Source organism: Pseudoduganella sp. LjRoot289, from assembly GCF_964252925.1.
In the GTDB taxonomy this organism is placed as follows: domain Bacteria; phylum Pseudomonadota; class Gammaproteobacteria; order Burkholderiales; family Burkholderiaceae_D; genus Rugamonas.
On sequence record NZ_CAXUPN020000002.1, the window covers coordinates 94,890 to 116,236 of the forward strand.

Below are 21,347 nucleotides of genomic sequence, written 5' to 3' on the forward strand. Positions count from 1 at the left end.
CGTGTGTCGGTTAAAAATCGTTCGAACTACAGGCTGCATTGCCTGAGTAACGATAGGCTTATCGCACAGCACGCACCGTGCGGCACCTAACCAACACCGGGGAATGGACGAGCGCCTGCTGGATAAACTTCAGCAGCGCGGGGACGGTCTGCCCGGGTGCCTCTTCCATGATCCAGTGCCCGGAACCCTTGATGATCTGGCCGTCGACGTTGTCGGCCACCAGCTTGCCCTGGTTGATCAGGAAGTCGGCACCGGATTTCTCGCCAGCAAGCACCAGCACCGGTATCGTCAGCTTGGTCTTGCCCCGTTCAGCGAATTCCACCGCGCCCTGCGGGAAGGTCTTGAAGTACTGGAATCCGCCACGCACGCCGCCCGGCTGGGCGTAAGCGGCCGCGTGCAGGTCGCAAAAATCCCGTGTTGTAATCCCGCCATACTAAATAAAACTTATTGATTTAATTAGTCGTTGAACGCACACTAGCCTTCGTAGCACCGACTGAACCCATAAGAAAATCACGGAGACAATATGAACGGTTACACCCGCAAGGCCCTTCCTTTGGCGCTCGCATTCGCCTTCTCGCTCGCATCCGGCATGGCCCGCGCCGACGCCTACCCCAACGACACGGAAGGTTTCCACGGTTATATGCGCGCCAGCGCCGGCAGCAGTTCCAAGCACGGTCCGCTCAGCTGCTACGCGCTGGGCGGACCGACCGCCTACTACCGGCTGGGCAACGAGTGCGACTCCAACGCGGAATTCGGCTACACCAAGGAACTGGCCAAGGCCGACAACGGCGTCAGCTTCGTCGGCACCCTGTGGGTCAACGCCTATGCGCCGGGTTCGGATTTCCGCGACGCCAAGCTGCAGCTGCTGAAGGGCTATATCGAAGCGAAGGGCCTGCCCTTCCTGAACGGCGGCACCGCCTGGGTCGGCAAGCGCTATTACTACCGTCCCGACATCCACATGCTCGACATGCAGTACATCAATATGAACGGCACGGGCGGCGGCCTGGACAAGATTCCGCTCGGCGCGGGCAAGTTCAGCTACGCGGTGTTCAAGGATAACGACACCAACACGACCGGCGCCGGCGGCGCCATCGCCAATACGCCGTCGGCGCTGCGCCAGAACCTGCTGTACCAGGACTTGCCCGTCAACGCAGGCGGCACCGTCGACGCGGCGCTGACCATCGTCACGGCCGGCGGGCGCAACCGCGCGGCCCAGGGGCAGGGCGACGCCGGCCACAACGGCTGGGCGGTCGGCCTGTTCCACCGGCAGCAAGTGCTCGGCGGGACGAATTTGCTCGGCTTCCAGTACGGCAGCGGCCCGGGCACCGGCATCGGCGTGTGCTGCGCGCGCATGGGACCAGCCGGCAGCACCGCGCTAGGCTCGGACGTGACCCGCGTGCGCGTGCTCGAGGACCTGGTGATCCAGCCGACCCGCCAGTTCAGCATGGAATTCGCCGCCGTGTACCAGAAGGACAAGGCGGACGATGCCGCGCTGCGCAACACCTGGACCACGCTGGGCGTGCGCCCCGTGTATGCGGTGCTGCCGAACCTGAAGCTGCAGGGCGAACTGGGCGTCTCGGCGCTCAAGCAGGACAGCACCGGACAGACCGCGCGCCTGACCAAGCTGACCTTGGCGCCGGCCATTTCACTGGGCGAAAGCTACTGGTCGCGCCCCGAGTTGCGCCTGTTCGTCAGCTACGGCAAGTGGAACGGCGCGGCCACGCCGCTGGTCAACGCCAGCAACAACGGCGGCCCGGTGTACGGCAATGCGACCAGCGGCATGTCGGCCGGCCTGCAGGTCGAGGCCTGGTGGTAAGCCGTTGATGGCGCGCGCCGGCACGCATGCGCTTCAGCCGGCGCAGCAATTGCGGCAACTGCAGCAAGCGCAGCGGCCTCGGTCCCTCAGGCTTCCAGCTTGAGGAACAGTTCGCGGTCGGGCGCGAAATTGGCGTACAGCGGCAGCAGCGCGCCGCCCAGCGCCCGTGCATCGGAACCGATGGTGCCGGCGTGCACCGGGGGCCGCTGCACGCCTTCCCAGTTGTAGCGGTCCAGCGCGTCGCCGATGGCCGCCATCAATTGATCGAGCAGCGCGCGGCTGCACGAACCGTCGACGATCACGCCTTCCGGATCGAGCATGCAGCTGGCGCTGCTGACCACCATGGCGATCGCAGCGGCGGCCTGCTCCACCCAGCGCGCGCTGTGCCCGGCCCAGGGCGCCTGGCTGGCGCGCTCGTCGTAGGCGGCGGCCGGCTCAAGGCCTGCCTCCTCGTACAGGCGCTCCAGTCCCAGCAGCGAAGCGGTCGACAGCAGTTGCGCCGGCGCCTTGCCGCCCGGCTCGGCCACGCCGACCGGCAGCGAGCCGATCGCGCCGGCATTGCCGTGCAGGCCGGCGTACAGATTGCTGTCGATGACCAGGCCGCCGCCGATGAAGGTGTCGACAAACAAATACAGGAAGCTCTTGACGCTGCGTCCCCGGCCCGCCACCAGTTCGGCCACGCAGGCGGCCGCCGTGTCTTTGGCGAACATCACGGGCAGGCCGGTGTCGGCCTCGATCTGGCGCGCGATGTCGAGCCGGTTCCAGCGCCCGTCCTGGCCCGCCACGCCCATCAGTTCCTGCCAGCTGCCCAGCGACAGCGGGGCCGCCACGCCGATGCCGAGGATGCGGCCGCGCAGCTCGGGCGCCAGCGCCGCCTGCATCGCGCGCACCTGTTCGGCAATCACCTGGAACACGTGCTGCGGGTCGGGGAAGCGGTAGGCCTGCGAGTGGCGCATGCGCACGGTGTTGGCGAAATCGAGCAGCAGCACATCGAGGTTGCGGCGCCCGATCTTGACGCCGATCGAGAACGCGCCGTCCGGCTTCAGCGCGATCGGCACCGAAGGCTGGCCTATTTTTCCGCGCAGGGGTTCGAGCTTCATCACCAGGCCGTCGTCGGACAGGCGCGCGATGATCAGCGCGACGGTCTGCGTGCTGAGCGTGGTCAGCCGCGCCAGGTCGGCCTTGGGCAGGCTGCCGTGCAGGCGGATCGCCTGCAGCACCACGCGTTCGTTGAACTGGCGCATGCCGGTCTGGTTCGATCCACGGGGACGCAGATTGTCGGCGCCCCCCTCTTCTGGAGCGGATGCGGCCGGGCTGTGGTGTTGCTGCATGGGTGAGGCTCCTGGGCGCGCGCGCCTGGTCTGGGTTGGTCTGGCAAAGACGCGAGTCTGCACCATCGCGCCCTGCTTGGCAATGCCGCGGCACGGGCGCGCCGCCAGGGCTGAGGGCGCCGAGCTTAGCGTTGTTGCAACGAAGCGTCAGTTTGCGCAAGGTCATGCCGATTAAATAAAAGAACTTGATTTATTAATTGTGCAGGCATATATTTCAATCAGCGCTTCCCGCGCCACCCTGCCCGGCTCGCTCCCGGCAGCGCGACCAAAAAACACTAGGAGACCCGCATGAACGCAAAGCATTGCATCGCAATGGGCTTGATCGCATCCGTCACCGGCTACGCCGCCGCCGACGAAGCCATCATCGGCCTGATCACCAAGACGGAAACCAATCCCTTTTTTGTCAAGATGAAGGAAGGCGCGCAGCGCTCCGCCAAGCTGCAGGGCGCCAAGCTGCTGACGGCGTCCGGCAAATCGGACGGCGACAACGCCGGCCAGGTGACGGCGATTGAAAACATGGTGTCGGCCGGCGCCAGGGCCATCCTGATCACGCCCAGCGACGCCAAGGCCATCGTGCCGGCGATCAGGAAGGCGCGCGAACAGGGCGTGCTGGTGATTGCGCTCGACAGCCCGGCCGACCCGGTCAACGCCACCGACGCGCTGTTCGCCACCGACAACTTCAAGGCCGGCCAGCTGATCGGCCAGTACGCCAGGGCGTCCCTGGCTGGCAAACCGGCCAAGATCGCCACGCTCGACCTGTTCCCGGGCCATCCGGTCGGCATCGCGCGGCACAACGGTTTCCTGGCCGGCTATGGCGTGGCCGGCATCGACGCCAGGACCATAGGCCTGGCCAAGAGCGCCGAAGTGGTCTGCATGGCGGACAGCTACGGCGACCAGGGCAAGGGCCAGACCGCGATGGAAAACTGCCTGCAGAAAAACCCGGACATCAACGTGGTCTACACCATCAACGAGCCGGCGGCGGCAGGCGCCTACAAGGCCTTGAAGGCGGCCGGCAAGGAAAAGAATGTGCTGATCGTGTCGGTCGACGGCGGCTGCGCCGGCGTGCGCGACGTCAAGTCCGGCGTGATCGCCGCCACCGCCCAGCAGTACCCGCTGAAGATGGCCGGCCTGGCGCTCGACGCGGGCGTCGCCTATGCCAAGACCGGCGTGAAGGCGAACGGCTATGTCGACACTGGCGTGGCGCTGGTGACCGACAAGAAAATGGCCGGCGTGGACAGCCGCGACACCGAATTCGGCCTGGGCGCCTGCTGGGGAAAGTAAGCGCCGCCGTCCCGTGCCGTCGAGCCCGGCCGCCGCGCCTGCCTGACGGCACGCTGCCCCGCCCATTCTAAGTAAAGGAATCCCATGAACGCCCAATTGAAACCAGCCCCGGCGCCCGCCGCGGCATCCGCTACCCAGGCCATTCCCGCCAACCCGGCCGGCAGCCAGGGCCTGGCCCGCCTGAAGGACTGGCTGCCCCCGGTCACCGTGCTCGGCCCGCTGATCGCGCTGCTGGCCTCCGTCATCTTCTTCGCCACCCAGTCCGAGCGCTTCCTGAGCGGACAGAACTTTTCGCTGATCCTGCAGCAGGTGATGGTGGTCGGCGTGATCGCCCTCGGCCAGACCCTGATCATCCTGACCGCCGGCATCGATCTCTCGTGCGGCATGGCGATGGCGCTCGGCTCGGTCGTCATGACCAAGTTCGCCGTCGACTACGGCATGCACCCGTATGCCGCCGTGCTGTGCGGCATGGGCGCCTGCGTGCTGATCGGCTACATCAACGGCGCGCTGGTCACGTCGATCAAGCTGCCGCCCTTCATCGTCACGCTCGGCACGATGAACATCGCCTTCGCCGTCACGCAGATCTATTCGCAGGCGCAGACCGTGACCGGCTTGCCGGAGGCGATGACCTTCTTCGGCAACACCTTCCATCTCGGCCAGGCCAGCGTCACCTACGGCACGGCGCTGATGCTGGGGCTGTATCTGCTGACCTGGCTGGTGCTGCGCGAAACCGCGCCGGGCCGCCATCTGTACGCGGTCGGCAACAACCCGGAGGCGGCCCGCCTGACCGGCATCGCCACCGGACGCGTGCTGCTCGGCGTGTACATGATCGCCGGCCTGTTCTACGGCATCGCCGCGCTGCTGTCGGTGGCGCGCATGGGCGTCGGCGATCCGCAGGGCGGCCAGACCGACAACCTCGACAGCATCACCGCCGTGGTGCTGGGCGGCACCAGCCTGTTCGGCGGGCGCGGCACCATCGTCGGCACCCTGGTCGGCGTGCTGATCGTCGGCGTGTTCCGCAACGGCCTGACGCTGATGGGCGTGCCCTCCGTCTACCAGATCCTGGTCACCGGCGTGCTGGTGATCCTGGCAGTCGCCACCGACCAACTGACGCACAAGAAAGGCTGACCATCATGAGCTCCACCCAAGACGTATTCCAGGCGCGCGGCCTGGTCAAACGCTACGGCGGCGTGACCGCCCTCGACGGCGCCGACTTCGATTTGCGCGCCGGCGAAATCCTGGCCGTCATCGGCGACAACGGCGCCGGCAAGTCCTCGCTGATCAAGGCGCTGTCCGGCGCCATCGTGCCGGACGAAGGGCAGCTGCGCCTGGACGGCGAACTGGTGCACTTCAAGTCGCCGATCGACGCGCGCCGGCACGGCATCGAAACGGTGTACCAGGACCTGGCCGTCGCGCCGGCCATGACCATCGCCGAAAACCTCTTCCTGGGCCGCGAAATCCTGCGCCCCGGCGTGCTCGGCAAGTGGCTGCGCCTGATCGACAAGAAACGCATGCTGGCCGAGGCGGTCGGCCACATGCAGGACCTGAAGATCGGCATCCGCTCCATGCAGCAGGCGGTCGGCACCCTGTCCGGCGGCCAGCGCCAGGGCGTGGCGGTGGCGCGCAGCACCGCCTTCGCCAAGCATGTCGTGATCCTCGACGAGCCGACCGCCGCGCTCGGCGTCAAGGAAGGCAATATGGTGCTCGAGCTGATACGGCGCGTGCGCGACAAGGGCCTGCCGGTGGTGCTGATCAGCCACAACATGCCGCACGTGTTCGAGATCGCCGACCGCATCCACATCCAGCGCCTGGGAAAACGCGTCGCCGTGGTCGACCCCAAGCACATCAGCATGTCCGACACCGTCGCCGTGATGACCGGCGCCAAGGACCCGCGCGACTTGCCGGAACTGGCCCATGCTTAAAGGAATCGATCCCCTGCTCACGCCCGAGCTGCTCAAAACGCTGGCCGAAATGGGCCATGGGGATGCCGTCGCCGTGGTCGATGCCAATTTCACCGCCGCCTCGCTGGGGCGCGGCAAGCCGGTCGTGCGCCTGCCCGGCGCCAGCTTGCCGCGCGCCTGCGCCGCCGTCCTGTCCGTGTTCCCGCTCGACCTGCCTGGCCAGCCGGTCTCCTTCATGGCCGTGTCCGAACAGCCGGCAGGCCACCGCTCGGCACTGCAGCGCGAGCTGGTGGCCCTGTGCGCGTCGGCCGGCTCGGCAGCGCCGGCCCAGTGCGTGGCGGTCGAGCGCTTTGCCTTCTATGAGCAGGTCGAACAGGCGTACGCCATCGTACAGACCGGGGAATTGCAGCCCTACGCCAATTTCCTGTTCCGCAAAGGCGTGCTCGCCGGCGCGCTGGAGAACGGATGACGGCGCTGGCCGACCTGTCCTGGCTGCGCCCGCGCGGTTCGAACCATGCCGGCATGAGCCAGTACAACGAACGCGTGCTGCTGCAGGCGATCCGCCTGCACGGCAGCATGCCCAAAGCCGACCTGGCGCGCCTGACCCGGCTCAGCACGCAGACCGTCGCGCTGATCATCGAGCGCCTGCTCGACGAGGGGCTGGTGCTGAAATGCACGCCGCAACGCGGCAAGGTCGGACAGCCCTCGGTGCCGATCACGCTCAATCCGGACGGCGCCTGTTTCATCGGCATCAAGATCGGGCGCCGCAGCGTCGACCTGCTGCTGGTCGATTTTTGCGGCGCGGTGCGCGAACGCCGCTCGGTCGCCTACCGCTATCCGGACCCGGACTTGCTGTTCGGGCAGATCGGCGCGCAGTTGCAATCGCTGCGCGACCGGCTGCGGCCCCGGCAAGCGGCGCGCCTGAGCGGCATCGGCATCGCCGCGCCGCTGGGTCTGGGCGGCTGGCAAGCGGTGCTGGGCGGCGCAGCGCCGCAGGCCGGCCGCTGGGACCACATCGACATCCGCGCCGAGGTCCAGGCCCTCAGCGAGGTGCCGGTGGTCTTCGCCAAGGACACCATGGCCGCCTGCGTGGCCGAACTGGTGGCCGGGCACGGACGCAGCGTGCGCAGCTTCCTGTACATCTTTGTCGGCACCTTCATCGGCGGCGCGCTGGTGCTCAACAGCTGCGTGCACGCCGGCCTGAAAGGCAACGCCGGCGCGCTCGGCTCGCTGCCCCTGGCCCTGGCGCGCGGCGGCGACGGCAGCGATGCCGTGCCCGGCCAGTTGCTGAGCGCCGCCTCGCTGTTCACGCTGGAGCGGCTGTACGCCGGCGCCGGCCTGGACGACGGCGCCGCCTACGACGAACGCGCGCTGCAGGAACCGTGGCTGGCGCACACGCAAGCCTGGCTGGACGGCGCCGCGCGCGCCATCGCGCTGGCGCTGTGCAATGCCAACTGCCTGCTCGACCTGGACCAGGCGGTGCTCGACAGCTCGGGCCACCCCGCCCTGCTCGAGCGCCTGCTGGAAAGGACCGCGCTCGCGCTGGCGCAATACAGCTGGGAAGGCGTGCGGCGCCCGGCGCTGCTGGGCGGCGTCATCGGCGCCGACGCGCGCGCGGTGGGCGCCGCGCTGCTGCCGCTGCACGCCAATTTCGCGCCCGACCGCGAACTGTTTTTGAAGATATTGAACGCCGCCTGACGGCACACGTATGAAGCAACTGGAACCACATCACCGCAACAGGAGAACAACATGGTAGTGACATTCGGCGAAGCACTGGTGGACATGATAGAAATGCCGGACGGCCGCTTTGCCGCCGCGCTTGGAGGGGCGGTATGCAATTTCACGATCGCCGCCGCGCGCCAGCGCATGGACGCGACGTATTTGAATCCCCTGTCGACGGACAGCTTCGGCGACGGCTTCGCGCGCATGCTGGAGCGCGACGGCGTACGCCTGGGCAGCCCGGCGCGCAGCGACAGGCCGACCTCGCTGGCCATCGTGACGCTGGACGCGGACGGCACGCCCAGCTATGTATTCCACCGTCAAGGCGTAGCCGACCGCGACATCCGGCCCGAACAGGCGCGCGCCGCGCTGCCGGCCGGCATGCGCCTGTTCCACACCGGCGGCCTGGCGCTGGTGCCGGACGATATCGACGCGACGCTGGACATCATCCGGGCGGCGGCCGCCGCAGGCGCGCTGATCTCGGTCGACGCCAACGTGCGCCCACTGGTGTGCGGCGACCTCGCCGCCTACGCCGACGGCGTGCAGCGCGCGCTCGCGCTGGCCGACCTGATCAAAGTCAGCGAGGAAGACTTGCTGCACCTGGGCTACACCGGCATGACGCCGCTGGACGCCGCGCGCAAGCTGCAAAAGACGCTGGACGTGAAATTGATCGCGCTGACGCTGGGCGCGCAGGGTGCGGTGCTGCTGTCGCGCCGGGCCTGCGTCGCGCTCGGCGCGCCCGAAGGCATCCGCGTGGCGGACACCGTAGGCTGCGGCGACAGTTTCCTGGCCGGCCTGGTGGCCAGCCTGGCGTCGGCCGGCAGGCTGTCGAAGGGGGCGCTGGCGGAGGCGGACGACGCCACCCTGGAACAGGCGGTGCGCTACGCCGTGGCCAGCGCCAGCATCAATGCGATGCGCGAAGGCTGCAATCCGGCCACCGCCGCCGAAGTGGCAGCCTTCCTCGCGGAGCGGGCAGAGAATAAAGACTGCCTCGAATAAGCGCCATTTGTCAGTCCCGCGCGCATTCTGTCATTTCCGCGTACCTACTGTCATTCCCGCGCACCTTCTGCTATTTCCGCGCATCTTCTGTCATTTCCGCGCACCTTCTGTCATTCCCGCGCACCTTCTGTCATTCCCGCGCACCTTCTGTCATTCCCGCGCAAGCGGGAATCCATGCCACGCCTCCGAGCACGCGGCGCAAGCTTGCGCGGCGGCCCGCCGATGCGGAAAGACAGGTATTTCAAGGCCCCTTGAAGCAGCAGCCCAAGGTCAGCCCCTGCGGATGGCCGCTGCCGTCGGCGGCCGCATGCGCGGCGCCGCGTCGGACTGGCGGCGGATCAGCGAAAAGTCCATCAGCACGTGCTCCGGCGCCTCGGGTTCACCGTCGCGCTGGGCTCGGATCTGGCGCACCAGGAACTGCACGGCCGCCTCCGCCATGTCGGTGATCGGCTGGCGCACCGTGGTCAGTTCGGGCCAGATGGTGGTGGCCAGCGCGGTGTCATCGAAACCGGCCACGGTCAGGTCGCCCGGCACGTCCAGGCCCAGGCGGTGCGCGATGGCGACGGTGGCGGCAGCCATGTCGTCGTTACTGGCGAACACGGCGGTCGGGCGCTGCTCCAGGCTCAGCAAAATCTCGGCCGCGTCGAGGCCGGAGCGATAGGTGAACATGCCCTGCACGATCAACTCGTCCGCGCTCTGCGCGCCCTTGTCCGCGATGGCGGCCTTGAAGCCGGCCAGGCGGCGCGCGCTGGCGGTCTGGTTCGGATGGCCGATGACGAAACCGATGCGCTGGTGGCCCAGCGCGATCAGGTGCGCCGTCATGGCGTAGGCGGCCTGGTAATCGTCGATGCTGACGGCGCACACGCGCTGGTCCGGCTGGCCGCAGGCGACCGTGACGGCCGGCAGCCCCGATTGCGCAATCAGGTCGATCAAGCCCGGCAGGTCGCACAGCGGCGGCGGCAGGATGATGCCGTCGACACCGTTGTCGATCAGGCGCTGGGTCTGCTCCTTCCAGTGCTCGCCGGCCTCGCACTTCTCCACCACCAGTTGCACATTGTTCAAGCTGGCCTGGTTCAACAGGCCGACCAGGAACTCGCTCAGGTAGCCCGCGCTCGGGTTGGAATACAGGAAGCCAATGCGGATAGGCCGCGAACCGGCAAGGCGGCGCGCAGCCTGGTTGGGCACGTAATTGAGCGCGGCAACGGCTTCGTCGACCTTGCGCCGCGTATTCTGGCGCACCTTGGTGTCGCCATTCATCACGCGCGACACCGTCATCGGCGAAACACCGGCCAGCTTCGCCACGTCGGACATGGTCGGCACGCCGGACCGCGCTTCCGGCCCCGCGTCCGCTTTCACCTTTAATCTTGCCATCTGCTCAGAACACCTTGATAAAAAAGGAACTTTACCACAAGGATAGACGGCCGGGAGGGTCGGCCGGGACAATCAATGGTAACGCAATCATTTATCCGCGTCCCGGCGCGTAAGGGAAGCGCAGCGACTTGTAGTACTCCAGCGGCAGCGCGGGCGCTTTCACGCCGGCCGGCAGCGGCAATCCGGACACCGACTGGAAGTAGGCCACCGAGGCGTCGCGCCACCAGACGGCCTCTTGCAGCTGCTTGTCCAGCAGGGCCGCGACGTCCTCGTGGCGCCGCGCGTCGACCAGCGGTTGCAAGCGTTTCCAGCGCTCGCCCATCTCGCGGGCCTGCGCCACGCCGCTGTCGTACCTGGCCAACAGCTCATCCCACAGCGGACGGCCGGAAGCCATCTTGTAATCCCACGGCAGGTGGTGGAACCACAGCAGCAGCGGCTCCGGCGTGGTGCGCGGATCGGAGAACCGGCGCGCCAGTTCCGGCGCGTACTGCGCCACCGCGTTGCTGCCGCTGGCGGTACGGTCGAAGCCTATGCCGCCCCTGTCCGCGCGGTGGTAGTAGACCGGGTTCCAGTCCGGGCGTTCCAGGTCCGCCACCCATGGCGCGGGGCCGTGGTGGTGGCCGGTGCCCATCACGTGGTGCAGGCCGAGCGGCGTCATGTAATTGACCACCGCTTCGCGCGACATCATCATCAAATCCGCGATCTGCGCGACGGCGTCCGGGTCGGCCGAGAAAGTCTGCGCAGCCCATTCGCGCGCCAGCGTGCGCGCGTCGGCCTCCGGGTTCCAGGCCAGTCGGCCGTAGGCGTACCAGTTGGCCTGGTCGAAATGCGAACCGCTCCAGGTGCGGTCGCTGCCGATGTTGGCCACGCCGGCCATGCCGGTCAGGCGCGGCGCCGAAGCACTGCCCGGCGCGGCTTGTTCCGCGCCCGCTTCCAAGATGCGCGCCACGGTGGCGCCGCCGCTGCCAGTATGCATGTCGGTGCGCAGCGTCTCCTGGTACATCGTGCCCAGGTAAGCCAGGTGCGTCGCGTAGCCCAGGTACTCCTTGGTGATCTGGAACTCCATCATCAGCGGCGTTTTCGGCATTGCCCCGAACAGCGGATGGGCCGGCTCGCGCGGCTGGAAGTCGATCGCACCGTTCTTCACCTGCACCAGCACGTTGGACGCGAAGGCGCCGTCCAGCGGCTTGAATTCGTCATACGCCTGCTTGGCGCGGTCGTCCGGCTTCTCGTGAGCGTAGACGAAGGCGCGCCACATCACCACACCCTTGTGCGGCGCAAGGGCCCGGGCCAGCATATTGGCGCCGTCGGCGTGGCTGCGTTTATAGTCCTGCGGGCCGGGCTGGCCTTCCGAATTGGCCTTCACCAGGAAGCCGCCGAAGTCCGGGATCGTCTTGTAGATCTCGTCGGCCTTCGCACGCCACCACGCGGCAACGGCGGGATCGAGCGGATCGGCGGTTTTGGTCGCGCCCAGTTCCAGCGGCGTCGAGAAGCGCGCCGACAGATAGACCTTGATGCCGTAAGGGCGCAGCGTGTCGGCCACCGCCGCCGCCTTGGCGATCCACGGCGCGGTCAGGATGTCCGGCTTCGAATTCACGTTGTTCAGCACCGTGCCGTTGATGCCCAGCGACGCATTGGCGCGCGCGTAGTCGACGTAGCGGCGGTCGCGGATCTCGGGCAGTGCCCACCAGTTCCAGATCGACTCGCCCGCGTAGCCGCGCTCCACGGTGCGGTCCAGGTTGTCCCAGTGGTTCAGCACGCGCAGCTGCAGCTTGGGCACCGAGCGCTCGTCCAGCGCCGGCAAGGCCTTGCGGCCCTCCTCGCCCTGGCCTATTTTGCGCAGCAGGCCGAAGGCGCCGTACAGCAGGCCGATCTCGGAGTTGGCCGCGATCAGCGTCACCTTGCGGCCCTGCAGGCGCATGCTGCGCAGCAGATAGCCCTCCGGGCCCAGCGCATCCAGCTTGAGGCCCATGTCCGATAGCGACGGCATGGTAACGGGCGTCGCCAGCACGATGGCGCCATCCTGCACGGACGCAGCCAGTGCCGGCGCAGTGCCCAGCAAACCGCCCAGCCCGCGCCGCAGCTCGGCCACGGCGACTTGCGATGGCGACGGCTGCGCCGCCTGTGCCGCCTGTGCCGCCACGGCGATGCTGGCGCCGCCGGTGCTGACGGCGCCGGTACTCGCGGTGCCGGTGCTGGCGGTCCCGGCACCTGAGGCCGGGCCACGGCCAAGCAGGACAACGGTTCTGGCCATAGTCTGCAGCTGCGCGCGCGCGGCCCCGTCCAATGGGCGGTAGCGCAGCCACAGGTCATAGCCATCCTCCTCGGCGCCCCACGCGGGGCTGGCCAGCGCGCACAGCGCCAGCAGGGAGGCCAAGGCCATCCAGATTCGTCTCATTTTGTCTCCGTATATCTAATTATGATACCGCAACCATTTACAACAATGCCGATGTTAGCGTAACCTTTAAGCTAAATCCACCTCGGATACAAAACAAAAGACCGGAGACGCCATGACCATGACACGCCGCAGTGCGCTCGCCCTGCTTGCCGCAGCGACGGGCGCCAGCTTGCTCCCGCTGCACATGGCCCACAGCGACCCGGTGCCGGAGACACTGAACGCGATCGCACGCCGCAAAGGTCTGCGCTTCGGCAATGCCATCGGAGGCCGGCCGTTCGAAGACACAGCATACCGCGCGCTGATGGCGCGCGAATGCGGCGTCATCGTCGCCGAGAACGAGACCAAGTGGCAAGCCATCCAGGCGCGGCCCGGACAGTTCAATTTCGCGGCCGCCGACAAGGTATTCGCCTGGGCCAAATCCGAAGGAATGCAGATACGCGGCCACACGCTGGTCTGGCAGCCCGCCAAATGGCTGCCGCAATGGGTCAATGAGCACGACTTCGGCAGCCAGCCGGTGCGCGAAGCCGAACGCCTGCTGCGCGGGCACATCACCAAGGTATGCGGCCACTTCGGCAAAGACATCTACAGTTACGACGTGGTGAACGAAGCCGTGGAACCGGAATCTGGCGGCCTGCGGCGCAATGTGTTCACTGAACGGCTGGGCGCAGTCGAGCAGATCGACCTCGCCTTCCGCATCGCGCGCGAGCAGGCGCCGCATGCGCAGCTGGTCTACAACGACTACATGCGCTGGGACGCCGGCAGCGCCAAGCACCGCAAGGGCGTACTGGAACTGCTGCGCGCCTTGAAGGCGCGCGGCACGCCGGTGCACGCGCTCGGCCTGCAAAGCCACATCGGCTCCTGGGACGAATCCAACACAAGCAATGGCGAGGCCATGCTCGAATGGCGCCGCTTCCTCGACGAAGTGACGGCGATGGATCTCGACCTGCTGATCACGGAGTTCGACGTGAACGACCGCAAGCTGCCGGCCGCCCTGCCCGCGCGCGACGCCGGAGTCGCCGCGCTCGCGCGCGACTATCTCGATGTTACGCTCAGCTACCCGCGCCTGCGCGACTTCCTGCTATGGGGCATGGCCGACCACGTGAGCTGGTTGCAAAGCTGGGACGAAGCGCCGCGCCTGGACAACCTCCCCATGCGCCCCACGCCGTACAGCGCCACGCTGCAAGCCAAGCCCCTGCGCCAAGCCATCGCCGCCGCCCTCCAGACCATGCCCCCACGCGCCTAGCCCCTAGTAATCCCTGGGGTCAGCCCTGGGGTCAGGCCTGCATTCGTGCATAATTCAAGCGGCCACGCCCCGGCATCGCAGCCAGTTTATCCCTTCGTCCGGCACAATGGATGCGAATAAGAGATTATCACGCCGGAGTATTTCAGACGAAAATTCGACGAAGCAGATATCAATTTCTCGTCGCCGCACTATAAGCATCGAGGAAAAACTCAACTGAAAAACGCACGAATGCAGGCCTGACCCCAGAGGGAAAATGCACGATTGCAGGCCTGACCCCAGGGGTTCAAGATTAGGGAGCTTCGGGGCTTTCGGGGGGGCCGAGGTAGCTGGGCTTCAGGCCGCCGGCGTCGATCACCAGCTTTTGCAGCACCAGCGCAGGGTCGACGGCCCAAAACTTCAGCGTGTGCTCGCCGGCAGCCAATTTGTGCCTGGTCTTGAAGACCACCACACCGTCGGATACCGCGCGCTCCCAGAACGCATGCGAGCCGTCGGCGTGCACGTTGACGGTCTGCGGCGCGTCATCATCGAACGAAACGGCGTAGCGGAAGCCCGCACCGGGCTGGAATTTCTGCGTCGGCGCCAAAGTGGTGTGCAAGGTGACCTCTCCCGCCTTCAGCAGATGAACCTTGTATTCGAGCCGCATACCCTCGGCACCACCTGCTACAGCCAGTGCGGCACTTGCAGGCAGGGTCGTCATGGCGGACAGCGTGCGGCCGTGGTCCGGTATCCGCAGCCATTGCCAGCCCTCTTTGCCAACCGCATTCGCATAGTGCTCGGCCTCCAACGAGATCACGCCCTGCGTTTCGATGTAGCTGCCCGGCGACGCCCGCACGGATGCGCGAAACGGAACGCGTATCGTGGCTTTGCCGCCGGGACCTTCCACAGTCAGCGTGGCGCCGGTCGCTTCCGCCGGAACATCGGACCAGCGCGCATCGACCTTCACGCGCTGCTCGCGCTCGACCATGCCCCCAGTCCTGCTCAGTACCACCCACGGCTCGCTGGCCTTGATGCTGTACTCGAAAGGCTGCCGGCCGCGATTGAATATGTCCACAAAGCGCGCCTGCCTGCTGGACGCGTCAAGCGCCGGCACCGCGAGATTGTCGCCGTTCTGCCCAGGCCACGCGAACTCGCTGCCTTCCACCGCCACGCCCATCTCGCCCGCCTCCGAAACCTGGACTTCCGCCACCGGCGGCATCACGTTGCGCGGCGGCTGGTTCCAGTAGGTGTAGCCCAGGTGCGTCTGCGACATCATGTGCTTCCATTTTCCGCCGCTGATATCCTCCTGGTACTGCCGCGCCAGTTCCGCATCCTGCGCGAACAGCTCGCGCGCCCGCGCCGCCAGGTCGTTGGCCGACGCCCTTCCCTGCTTGCCGTAAAGCTGGTTGCGCGCAGCCACGGCATACAGCTCGTTGACCACTGCACCGGCCTTCACCGGATACAGCACCAGCTGGAAGAAGGCGTCGCGCTGGTTTGCCGGCAGCGCAGCTCCAATTTTCTCGGCGCGCGCCGCGATGTCCTTGTATTCGGCCACGATATGCGCAGACTCGTCGTAGTTAACCTGGCTGTAGGTGCCCGGCTCCAGCTGTTCGGGCTTGCGGCGTCCGTTGTACTTGGTGTACCTGGCCACGATGTCCGCAATCCCGTCCGCATGCTGCACCCCGAATTCGCGCGCGGCCCATAACTTCAGGTATTCCGGCAGCCGCTCCGCCGGCCACGCAGCGGGGTTCCAGGCGTAACTCAGGAAGAATTCGATCGGCACTTCCATCGGCTTCAAATCGCCGACGTTGACGATCCACATGCGGTGCGCTTCGTACTGCCAGGCCAGCCGCATCTGCTCCCAGATCTTCGGAATCGGCGTCACGTTCAGCCACTTGTAGGAACGCGGACCGCCGACGTAGTCGAAATGGTAGTACACGCCAGCGCCGCCGGACCGTTTGCGCTCCGCAGGCGTCGGCAGACGGCGGATATTGCCCCAGTTGTCGTCGCACCATAACAGCAGCACGTCGTCCGGCACGCGCATGCCTTTCTCGTAGTATTCCTGCACTTCCTTGTACAGCGCCCACACCTGCGGCACTTTGCTCACGTCCGGATTGATCTGCTGCGCGATGATCTCGCGCTGGTCCTTCACGATGCGCTCGAGCAGCGCGACGTTGGAATCCTCGGACATGGGCTCGTCGCCGTCGCCGCGCATCCCCAGCGTGATGATCTGCTCCGTGCCCTTGGACGCGCTCACGCCGCCGCGCCAGAATTCCTTCAGTACGCCGGCGTTCTTGCCGTAATCCCAGGCACCCTTGCCGTAGCGGCTCCATTCCTTGTGCGCGCGCGACATCGGCTCGTGGTGCGACGTACCCATCACCACGCCGTATTCCTCGGCGCGCCGGCCATTGAGCTTGTCGTCGTCGAAGAAGGCGGCGTCCCACATGGCGGGCCAAAGGTAGTTGCCGCGCAGGCGCAGTATCAGCTCGAACACCTTTTCATAAAACTCGTGGTTGTAGCCGCCGTAGCGCTGCTTGACCCAGCCGGTCAGCGCGGGCGCCTCATCGTTGAGGAAGATGCCGCGATACTGCACCACGGGCGCGTCGCTGATGCTCGCGGCAGCGCTGACATAGATGCTATTGCGCTGGCGCGGCGTCACGTCCGCCCACCAGTACCACGGCGAGACGCCGATCTGCTCGGACAACTCGTAGATGCCGTAAATGGTGCCGCGTTTGTCGCTGCCTGCAATCACCAGCGCGCGCTCCACGCCCGGCAAGGGGTTCTTGAGCGTTTGCACCTGCCACGCTTCCCACTTTCCTTTGATGCCGGAGACGTCGAGCGCACCCGATTGCACCAGCTTGTCTATCAGGGCGCTCTTGCCGACCGTGCCGATGATGACGACGTCGGCCCCGGCCACCGCCCCGTCCTTCAGCAAGACCGGGCGGACCGCAGCCACGCGCTGGATATCGGCCTGGAGGTCGCCTGCCGCACGCAGCACACCGGCATGGTCGGCGGCGTCCACATACAACTTGGCGGCTTGTCCCGCCTGCACCAGCGCCACGGCACTGGCATCGGCGTCGGCATCAGCATCGGTATCGGCGCTGGCCCCAGCGGCGGCGCCGGAAGCGACGGTACCGGCTGCTCTGGCAGAGTAGGCGCCGGCAACGTAGGCGCCAGCGGCTCCGCCGGGCCGCTCGAAGGTCACGAACGGCTTCTGGCCGAGCGCAAGCGCCGGCAACGCGCACGTCAGCATGATGGCCGCGCAGGCCATCCTGGTCATCATTTTCACTGTAACGTCTCCGCAGGTGTGGGCTTTGCCCTTATGGTGGCCTTATCGCGCCGCGCTGCACTGGCGCAGCGCGGCCAGCGGCACGGCGTCCGCCATGGCGCGGAAACCCGCCGGCGACGGATGCAGGCCGTCGCCCTTGTCGCGCTCTTTCAGCAGCCGCTGCGGCTGCGCCGGGTCGCGCAGGGCGGCGTCGAAGTCGGCCACGCCGTCGAACACGCCCGAATTGCGTATCCAGTCGTTGACGGCCTGGCGGTCCGCCTCGTTGTCCACGTTGGGCCGGTAATAGTCGGAGCCCATATACGGGGATATCGTGCCGCCGATGACGCAGATGCCTTGCGCGTGCGCGCGCTCGACCAGTTGGCGGTGCGCCATCATCAGGTCGTCCAGGATTTTCTTGCGGTTGTCCCGCGTGTCGTCGCCGTTGCGGTGCTGCCCGCCCAGATCGTTCACGCCTATCATCACGATGGCATGGGTGACGCCGCTGCGCGCGATCACGTCACGGTCGAAGCGGGACGCCAGATTGGGGCCCAGCCCGTCTCGCAGCATGCGTCCGCCTCCTATGCCTGCGTTGAGCACGCCCATGGCCTGCCCTTCGCGCCCGAATCGCGCGGCCAGCAGATCTGGCCAGCGGTCGTTGCCGTCGGTGGTGGAGCCGTTGCCGTCGGTGATGGAGTCGCCTATCGCGACCACTGCGCCCACGCTGGGCGGCGCCTGCACTTCCACGTCCGCCAGCATGTACCAGTGCTCCACCTTGGCCGCTTCCGGCCAGGCCGCGTCCATCAAACGGTTGCCCCTGGTGACAAAACTGTTGGCGCGCGAGCCGGGGTGCCCGGTCTGGCGGGCGGGTTCGCCCTTGAAGTACATGGACACGGCCAGGTCGGCGCCCGCCTTGTGTTCCAGCGCGACCGGATCGCTGTAATACTCGGCGCCGGCCGGGATCATAACGCCGGCACGGCCGCCGAAGGTCAGCGCCCGGGCGCTGCCGCCATCGATATCGGGCCTGCCGGGCGCCTTCGCCAGCGCCACGCTGGCCCCTTCCAGGAACAGCGGCGTGGTGCCGAAGGCGTTGCTGACGCGTACCCGCAGCCTGGCGCCACCCAGCGACAGGTGGACGATCTGCCGCAGGCTAGCTTCGCGCCACAATTCGGCGGCCAGCTCGTTGTGAGGTTCCGGAACCATCATGGCCGTGCCCCAGGATGCCACCCAATGCCCTTCCGCGGTCTTGTCCTTCGCTGCCACTTCGGCAGCCGCAGCGAATGCTCCCGCTGCGAACACCATGCCTGAAATCCAGGCACACATCTTGTGTTGACTTGACCGCATAAATCCCTCACACTGGTTATGTTAGCGCTATTCATTTTAGGACAAACTGATGGTACACGCAACAAATCAAGGTATTCCGGGCAGTCCCAAGGTCGTCGAAATGCAGGTGATTCCGGTCGCCGGCTACGACAGCATGCTGCTCAACCTGTGCGGCGCGCACGCGCCCTACTTCACCCGCACGCTGGTGCTGCTCAAGGATAGCGCCGGCCACACGGGCATGGGTGAAGTGCCGGGCGGCGCGGGCATCCTGCAGGCGCTGGAAAACGCCATCCCACGCGTGGTCGGCACCGAAATCGGCCGCTACAACCGTACGCTGAACGCGGTGCGGGAGTCCATTGCCGGCAAAAGCGGCGGCCACCAGCACCAGGTGACGTCCGCCGCCGAAGCGGCAGTGCTGAAGCAACCGCACGAAATCAACCTGCGCCTCGAAAATGTGGTGACGGCGATTGAGGCGGCGCTGCTGGACCTGATGGGCCAGCACCTGGGCGTGCCGGTGTGCGAACTGCTCGGTTCCGGCCAGCAGCGCGACAGCGTGCCCATGCTGGCCTACCTGTTCTACATCGGCGACCGCAGCCGCACCGACCTGCCCTATCTGGCGAACTCCGGCAGCGGGGGCAAGGACAGCTGGTACCACATGCGCCACCAGGAGGCGCTGACGCCGCAGGCCATCGCCGACCAGGCGGCGGCCACCGTGGAGCGCTATGGATTCCGCGATTTCAAGCTGAAAGGCGGCGTGATGCACGGCGCCGAGGAAATGGAAGCGATCGCCGCGGTCAAGGCGCGCTTCCCCGACGCGCGCGTGACACTGGACCCGAACGGCGCCTGGTCGCTGGACGAAGCCATCGCCCTGTGCAAGGGCCAGGGCCACGTCCTGGCCTACGCGGAAGACCCGTGCGGCCCGGAGAACGGCTACTCCGGCCGCGAAATCATGGCCGAATTCCGCCGCGCCACCGGCATCCCGACCGCCACCAATATGGTGGCCACCGACTGGCGCCAGATGGCCCATTCGCACCTGCTCGGCGCGGTCGACATTCCGCTGGCCGACCCGCACTTCTGGACCATGCAGGGCTCCGTGCGTCTGGCGCAGCTGTGCCACGACTGGGGCCTGACCTGGGGTTCGCACTCGAACAACCACTTCGACGTGTCGCTGGCCATGTTCACCCATGCCGCCGCCGCCGCGCCGGGCCGCATCACGGCCATCGATACGCACTGGATCTGGCAGGAAGGCCAGGAGCGCCTGACGCGCAATCCGCTGCAGATCATCGGCGGCGAGGTACAGGTGCCACAAGCGCCCGGCCTCGGCATCGAACCGGACATGGACCGCATCATGGCCGCCCACACGCTGTACCAGAAGGTCGCCACCGGCGCACGCGACGACGCGATGGCCATGCGCTACCTGGTTCCCGGCTGGACTTATTCGCCCAAGCTGCCCAGCCTGGGCCGCAACCAATAATCATCGAGGATAGACAATGACACATACTCCTGTAAGCGCTCCCCTGCCTGCCGACCTGGCCGGCGCCCTGCTGGTCGGCCGCGTATGGCGCGGCGGCGAAATCAACGGCCCATGCGTCGTCGTCGTACGTGAAGGCCAGGTGTTCGACATCACGGCGCAGGTGCCGACGGTGTCCGAACTGTTCGAACGCGCGGACTTGCCGGCCTTCGTCCGCAACGTGCAGGGCGAGGCGCTCGGTCCCGTCCAGCGCCTGACCGACAATGCGCTCGCGGCCCAGCCGGACGCCGAAGTGCCGCAGTTGCTGGCGCCGTGCGACCTGCAGGCCCTCAAGGCCTGCGGCGTCACCTTCGCGGTCAGCCTGCTGGAACGCGTGATCGAGGAACAGGCCGGCGGCGACAAAGCCCGCGCCGACACGCTGCGCGCCTCCCTGCTCGAATCGATCGGCTCGGACTTGTCGAGCATCCGTCCCGGCTCGCCGGAAGCGGAGCAGCTGAAACAGGCCTTCATCGCCCGCGGCGCATGGTCGCAGTACATGGAAGTGGGCATCGGCCCCTACGCGGAAGTGTTTTCCAAGTCGCAGCCGATGTCCGCCGTGGGTTACGGCGCCGACGTGGGCCTGCACCCGGATTCGAAGTGGAACAACCCCGAGCCGGAGATCGTACTGGCAGTGAACAGCCGCCGCGAAGTGGTCGGCGCCGCGCTGGGCAACGACGTCAACCTGCGCGACATCGAAGGCCGCAGCGCGCTGCTGCTCGGCAAAGCCAAGGACAACAACGGTTCCTGCTCCATCGGCCCCTTCATCCGCCTGTTCGACGGCGACTTCACGATCGACACCGTGCGCAACGCCGAGGTGCGCCTGGCCATCGAAGGCGAGGACGACGGTTTCCGCCTGGACGGCGCCAGCATGATGCGCCAGATCAGCCGCGACCCGCTCGACCTGGTCGCCCAGACCAGCGGCGCCCACCACCAGTATCCGGACGGCTTCATGCTCTTCCTCGGCACCATGTTCTCGCCTATCCAGGACCGTGGTGCGGCCGGCGCCGGCTTCACCCACCACTTGGGCGACCGCGTGACCATCTCCAGCCCGGCACTGGGCTCGCTGGTCAACCACGTGCACCGCAGCGACCAGATCGCACCATGGACTTTCGGCGTACGCGCCCTGTATAAAAACCTGGCGGCGCGTGGCCTGCTGGGCAACGCGAACGGAGAGAAATAAGATGGCGTCTCAAAATCAAGCTGCGCGCAAAGCA

General features: G+C 66.9%; 16 protein-coding genes. 10 read left to right on the top strand and 6 right to left on the bottom strand.

Features of this window, described 5'->3' with window-relative positions:
• Positions 1-58 precede the first annotated feature (58 nt).
• The gene (locus tag ACSQ8Y_RS28715; RefSeq protein ID WP_436269992.1) at positions 59-367 is read right to left on the bottom strand and encodes an alpha/beta fold hydrolase; all 309 of its coding nucleotides are present in this window, start codon (positions 365-367) and stop codon (positions 59-61) included.
• Positions 368-523: 156 nt separating this feature from the next.
• On the opposite strand from ACSQ8Y_RS28715, the gene ACSQ8Y_RS28720 reads away from it, so the two are divergent.
• Complete coding sequence (locus ACSQ8Y_RS28720; protein ID WP_436269993.1) at positions 524-1,816, top strand: maltoporin; 1,293 nt, start codon at positions 524-526, stop codon at positions 1,814-1,816.
• Between the two features lie 86 nt (positions 1,817-1,902).
• Here ACSQ8Y_RS28720 and ACSQ8Y_RS28725 read toward each other — a convergent pair whose 3' ends face one another.
• Positions 1,903-3,147 carry an ROK family transcriptional regulator gene (locus ACSQ8Y_RS28725; protein WP_436269994.1) on the bottom strand — a complete coding sequence of 415 codons (1,245 nt, stop codon included), beginning with the start codon at positions 3,145-3,147 and terminating at the stop codon, positions 1,903-1,905.
• Between the two features lie 288 nt (positions 3,148-3,435).
• Between ACSQ8Y_RS28725 and ACSQ8Y_RS28730 the strand changes: the two genes are divergently transcribed.
• The 6 genes from ACSQ8Y_RS28730 to ACSQ8Y_RS28755 all read left to right on the top strand — a co-directional run bounded on the left by ACSQ8Y_RS28730 (position 3,436) and on the right by ACSQ8Y_RS28755 (position 9,047).
• Entirely contained in the window at positions 3,436-4,428 is a 993-nt protein-coding gene (locus tag ACSQ8Y_RS28730) for a sugar ABC transporter substrate-binding protein (protein ID WP_436269995.1), read from the top strand.
• An 84-nt stretch (positions 4,429-4,512) separates the two neighbouring features.
• Complete coding sequence (locus ACSQ8Y_RS28735; RefSeq protein ID WP_436269996.1) at positions 4,513-5,556, top strand: ABC transporter permease; 1,044 nt, start codon at positions 4,513-4,515, stop codon at positions 5,554-5,556.
• Positions 5,557-5,561: 5 nt separating this feature from the next.
• The gene (locus tag ACSQ8Y_RS28740; protein WP_436269997.1) at positions 5,562-6,350 is read left to right on the top strand and encodes an ATP-binding cassette domain-containing protein; all 789 of its coding nucleotides are present in this window, start codon (positions 5,562-5,564) and stop codon (positions 6,348-6,350) included.
• A complete protein-coding gene (locus ACSQ8Y_RS28745) occupies positions 6,343-6,798 on the top strand; it encodes an RbsD/FucU family protein (RefSeq protein WP_436269998.1) in 456 nt (151 codons plus the stop codon). Before ACSQ8Y_RS28740 ends, ACSQ8Y_RS28745 begins: the two co-directional genes overlap by 8 nt.
• Entirely contained in the window at positions 6,795-8,027 is a 1,233-nt protein-coding gene (locus tag ACSQ8Y_RS28750; RefSeq protein ID WP_436269999.1) for an ROK family transcriptional regulator, read from the top strand. Before ACSQ8Y_RS28745 ends, ACSQ8Y_RS28750 begins: the two co-directional genes overlap by 4 nt.
• Before the next feature lie 51 nt (positions 8,028-8,078).
• Positions 8,079-9,047, top strand: a complete 969-nt coding sequence (locus ACSQ8Y_RS28755; RefSeq protein ID WP_436270000.1) for a PfkB family carbohydrate kinase — start codon at positions 8,079-8,081, stop codon at positions 9,045-9,047.
• 270 nt (positions 9,048-9,317) lie between these two features.
• Here ACSQ8Y_RS28755 and ACSQ8Y_RS28760 read toward each other — a convergent pair whose 3' ends face one another.
• Together ACSQ8Y_RS28760 and ACSQ8Y_RS28765 are read right to left on the bottom strand one after the other, a co-directional pair.
• A complete protein-coding gene (locus ACSQ8Y_RS28760; protein WP_436270001.1) occupies positions 9,318-10,418 on the bottom strand; it encodes a LacI family DNA-binding transcriptional regulator in 1,101 nt (366 codons plus the stop codon).
• A gap of 91 nt (positions 10,419-10,509) precedes the next feature.
• Positions 10,510-12,816, bottom strand: a complete 2,307-nt coding sequence (locus ACSQ8Y_RS28765; protein ID WP_436270002.1) for an alpha-glucuronidase family glycosyl hydrolase — start codon at positions 12,814-12,816, stop codon at positions 10,510-10,512.
• A 112-nt stretch (positions 12,817-12,928) separates the two neighbouring features.
• Here ACSQ8Y_RS28765 and ACSQ8Y_RS28770 point away from each other — a divergent pair, with 112 nt between their 5' ends.
• Positions 12,929-14,059 (top strand): endo-1,4-beta-xylanase, encoded by a 1,131-nt coding sequence (locus ACSQ8Y_RS28770; protein WP_436270003.1) that lies wholly within the window; start codon positions 12,929-12,931, stop codon positions 14,057-14,059.
• Between the two features lie 289 nt (positions 14,060-14,348).
• On the opposite strand, the gene ACSQ8Y_RS28775 is transcribed toward ACSQ8Y_RS28770, so the two are convergent.
• Together ACSQ8Y_RS28775 and ACSQ8Y_RS28780 are read right to left on the bottom strand one after the other, a co-directional pair.
• A complete protein-coding gene (locus ACSQ8Y_RS28775) occupies positions 14,349-17,318 on the bottom strand; it encodes a glycosyl hydrolase 115 family protein (RefSeq protein ID WP_436270114.1) in 2,970 nt (989 codons plus the stop codon).
• Between the two features lie 48 nt (positions 17,319-17,366).
• Positions 17,367-18,506, bottom strand: a complete 1,140-nt coding sequence (locus ACSQ8Y_RS28780; protein ID WP_436270004.1) for an SGNH/GDSL hydrolase family protein — start codon at positions 18,504-18,506, stop codon at positions 17,367-17,369.
• Between the two features lie 187 nt (positions 18,507-18,693).
• Here ACSQ8Y_RS28780 and ACSQ8Y_RS28785 point away from each other — a divergent pair, with 187 nt between their 5' ends.
• Positions 18,694-20,097 (top strand): enolase C-terminal domain-like protein, encoded by a 1,404-nt coding sequence (locus ACSQ8Y_RS28785; RefSeq protein WP_436270005.1) that lies wholly within the window; start codon positions 18,694-18,696, stop codon positions 20,095-20,097.
• 16 nt (positions 20,098-20,113) lie between these two features.
• Positions 20,114-21,313: a fumarylacetoacetate hydrolase family protein gene (locus tag ACSQ8Y_RS28790; RefSeq protein WP_436270006.1), complete on the top strand. Its 1,200-nt coding sequence runs from the start codon at positions 20,114-20,116 to the stop codon at positions 21,311-21,313.
• Positions 21,314-21,347: the final 34 nt, after the last annotated feature.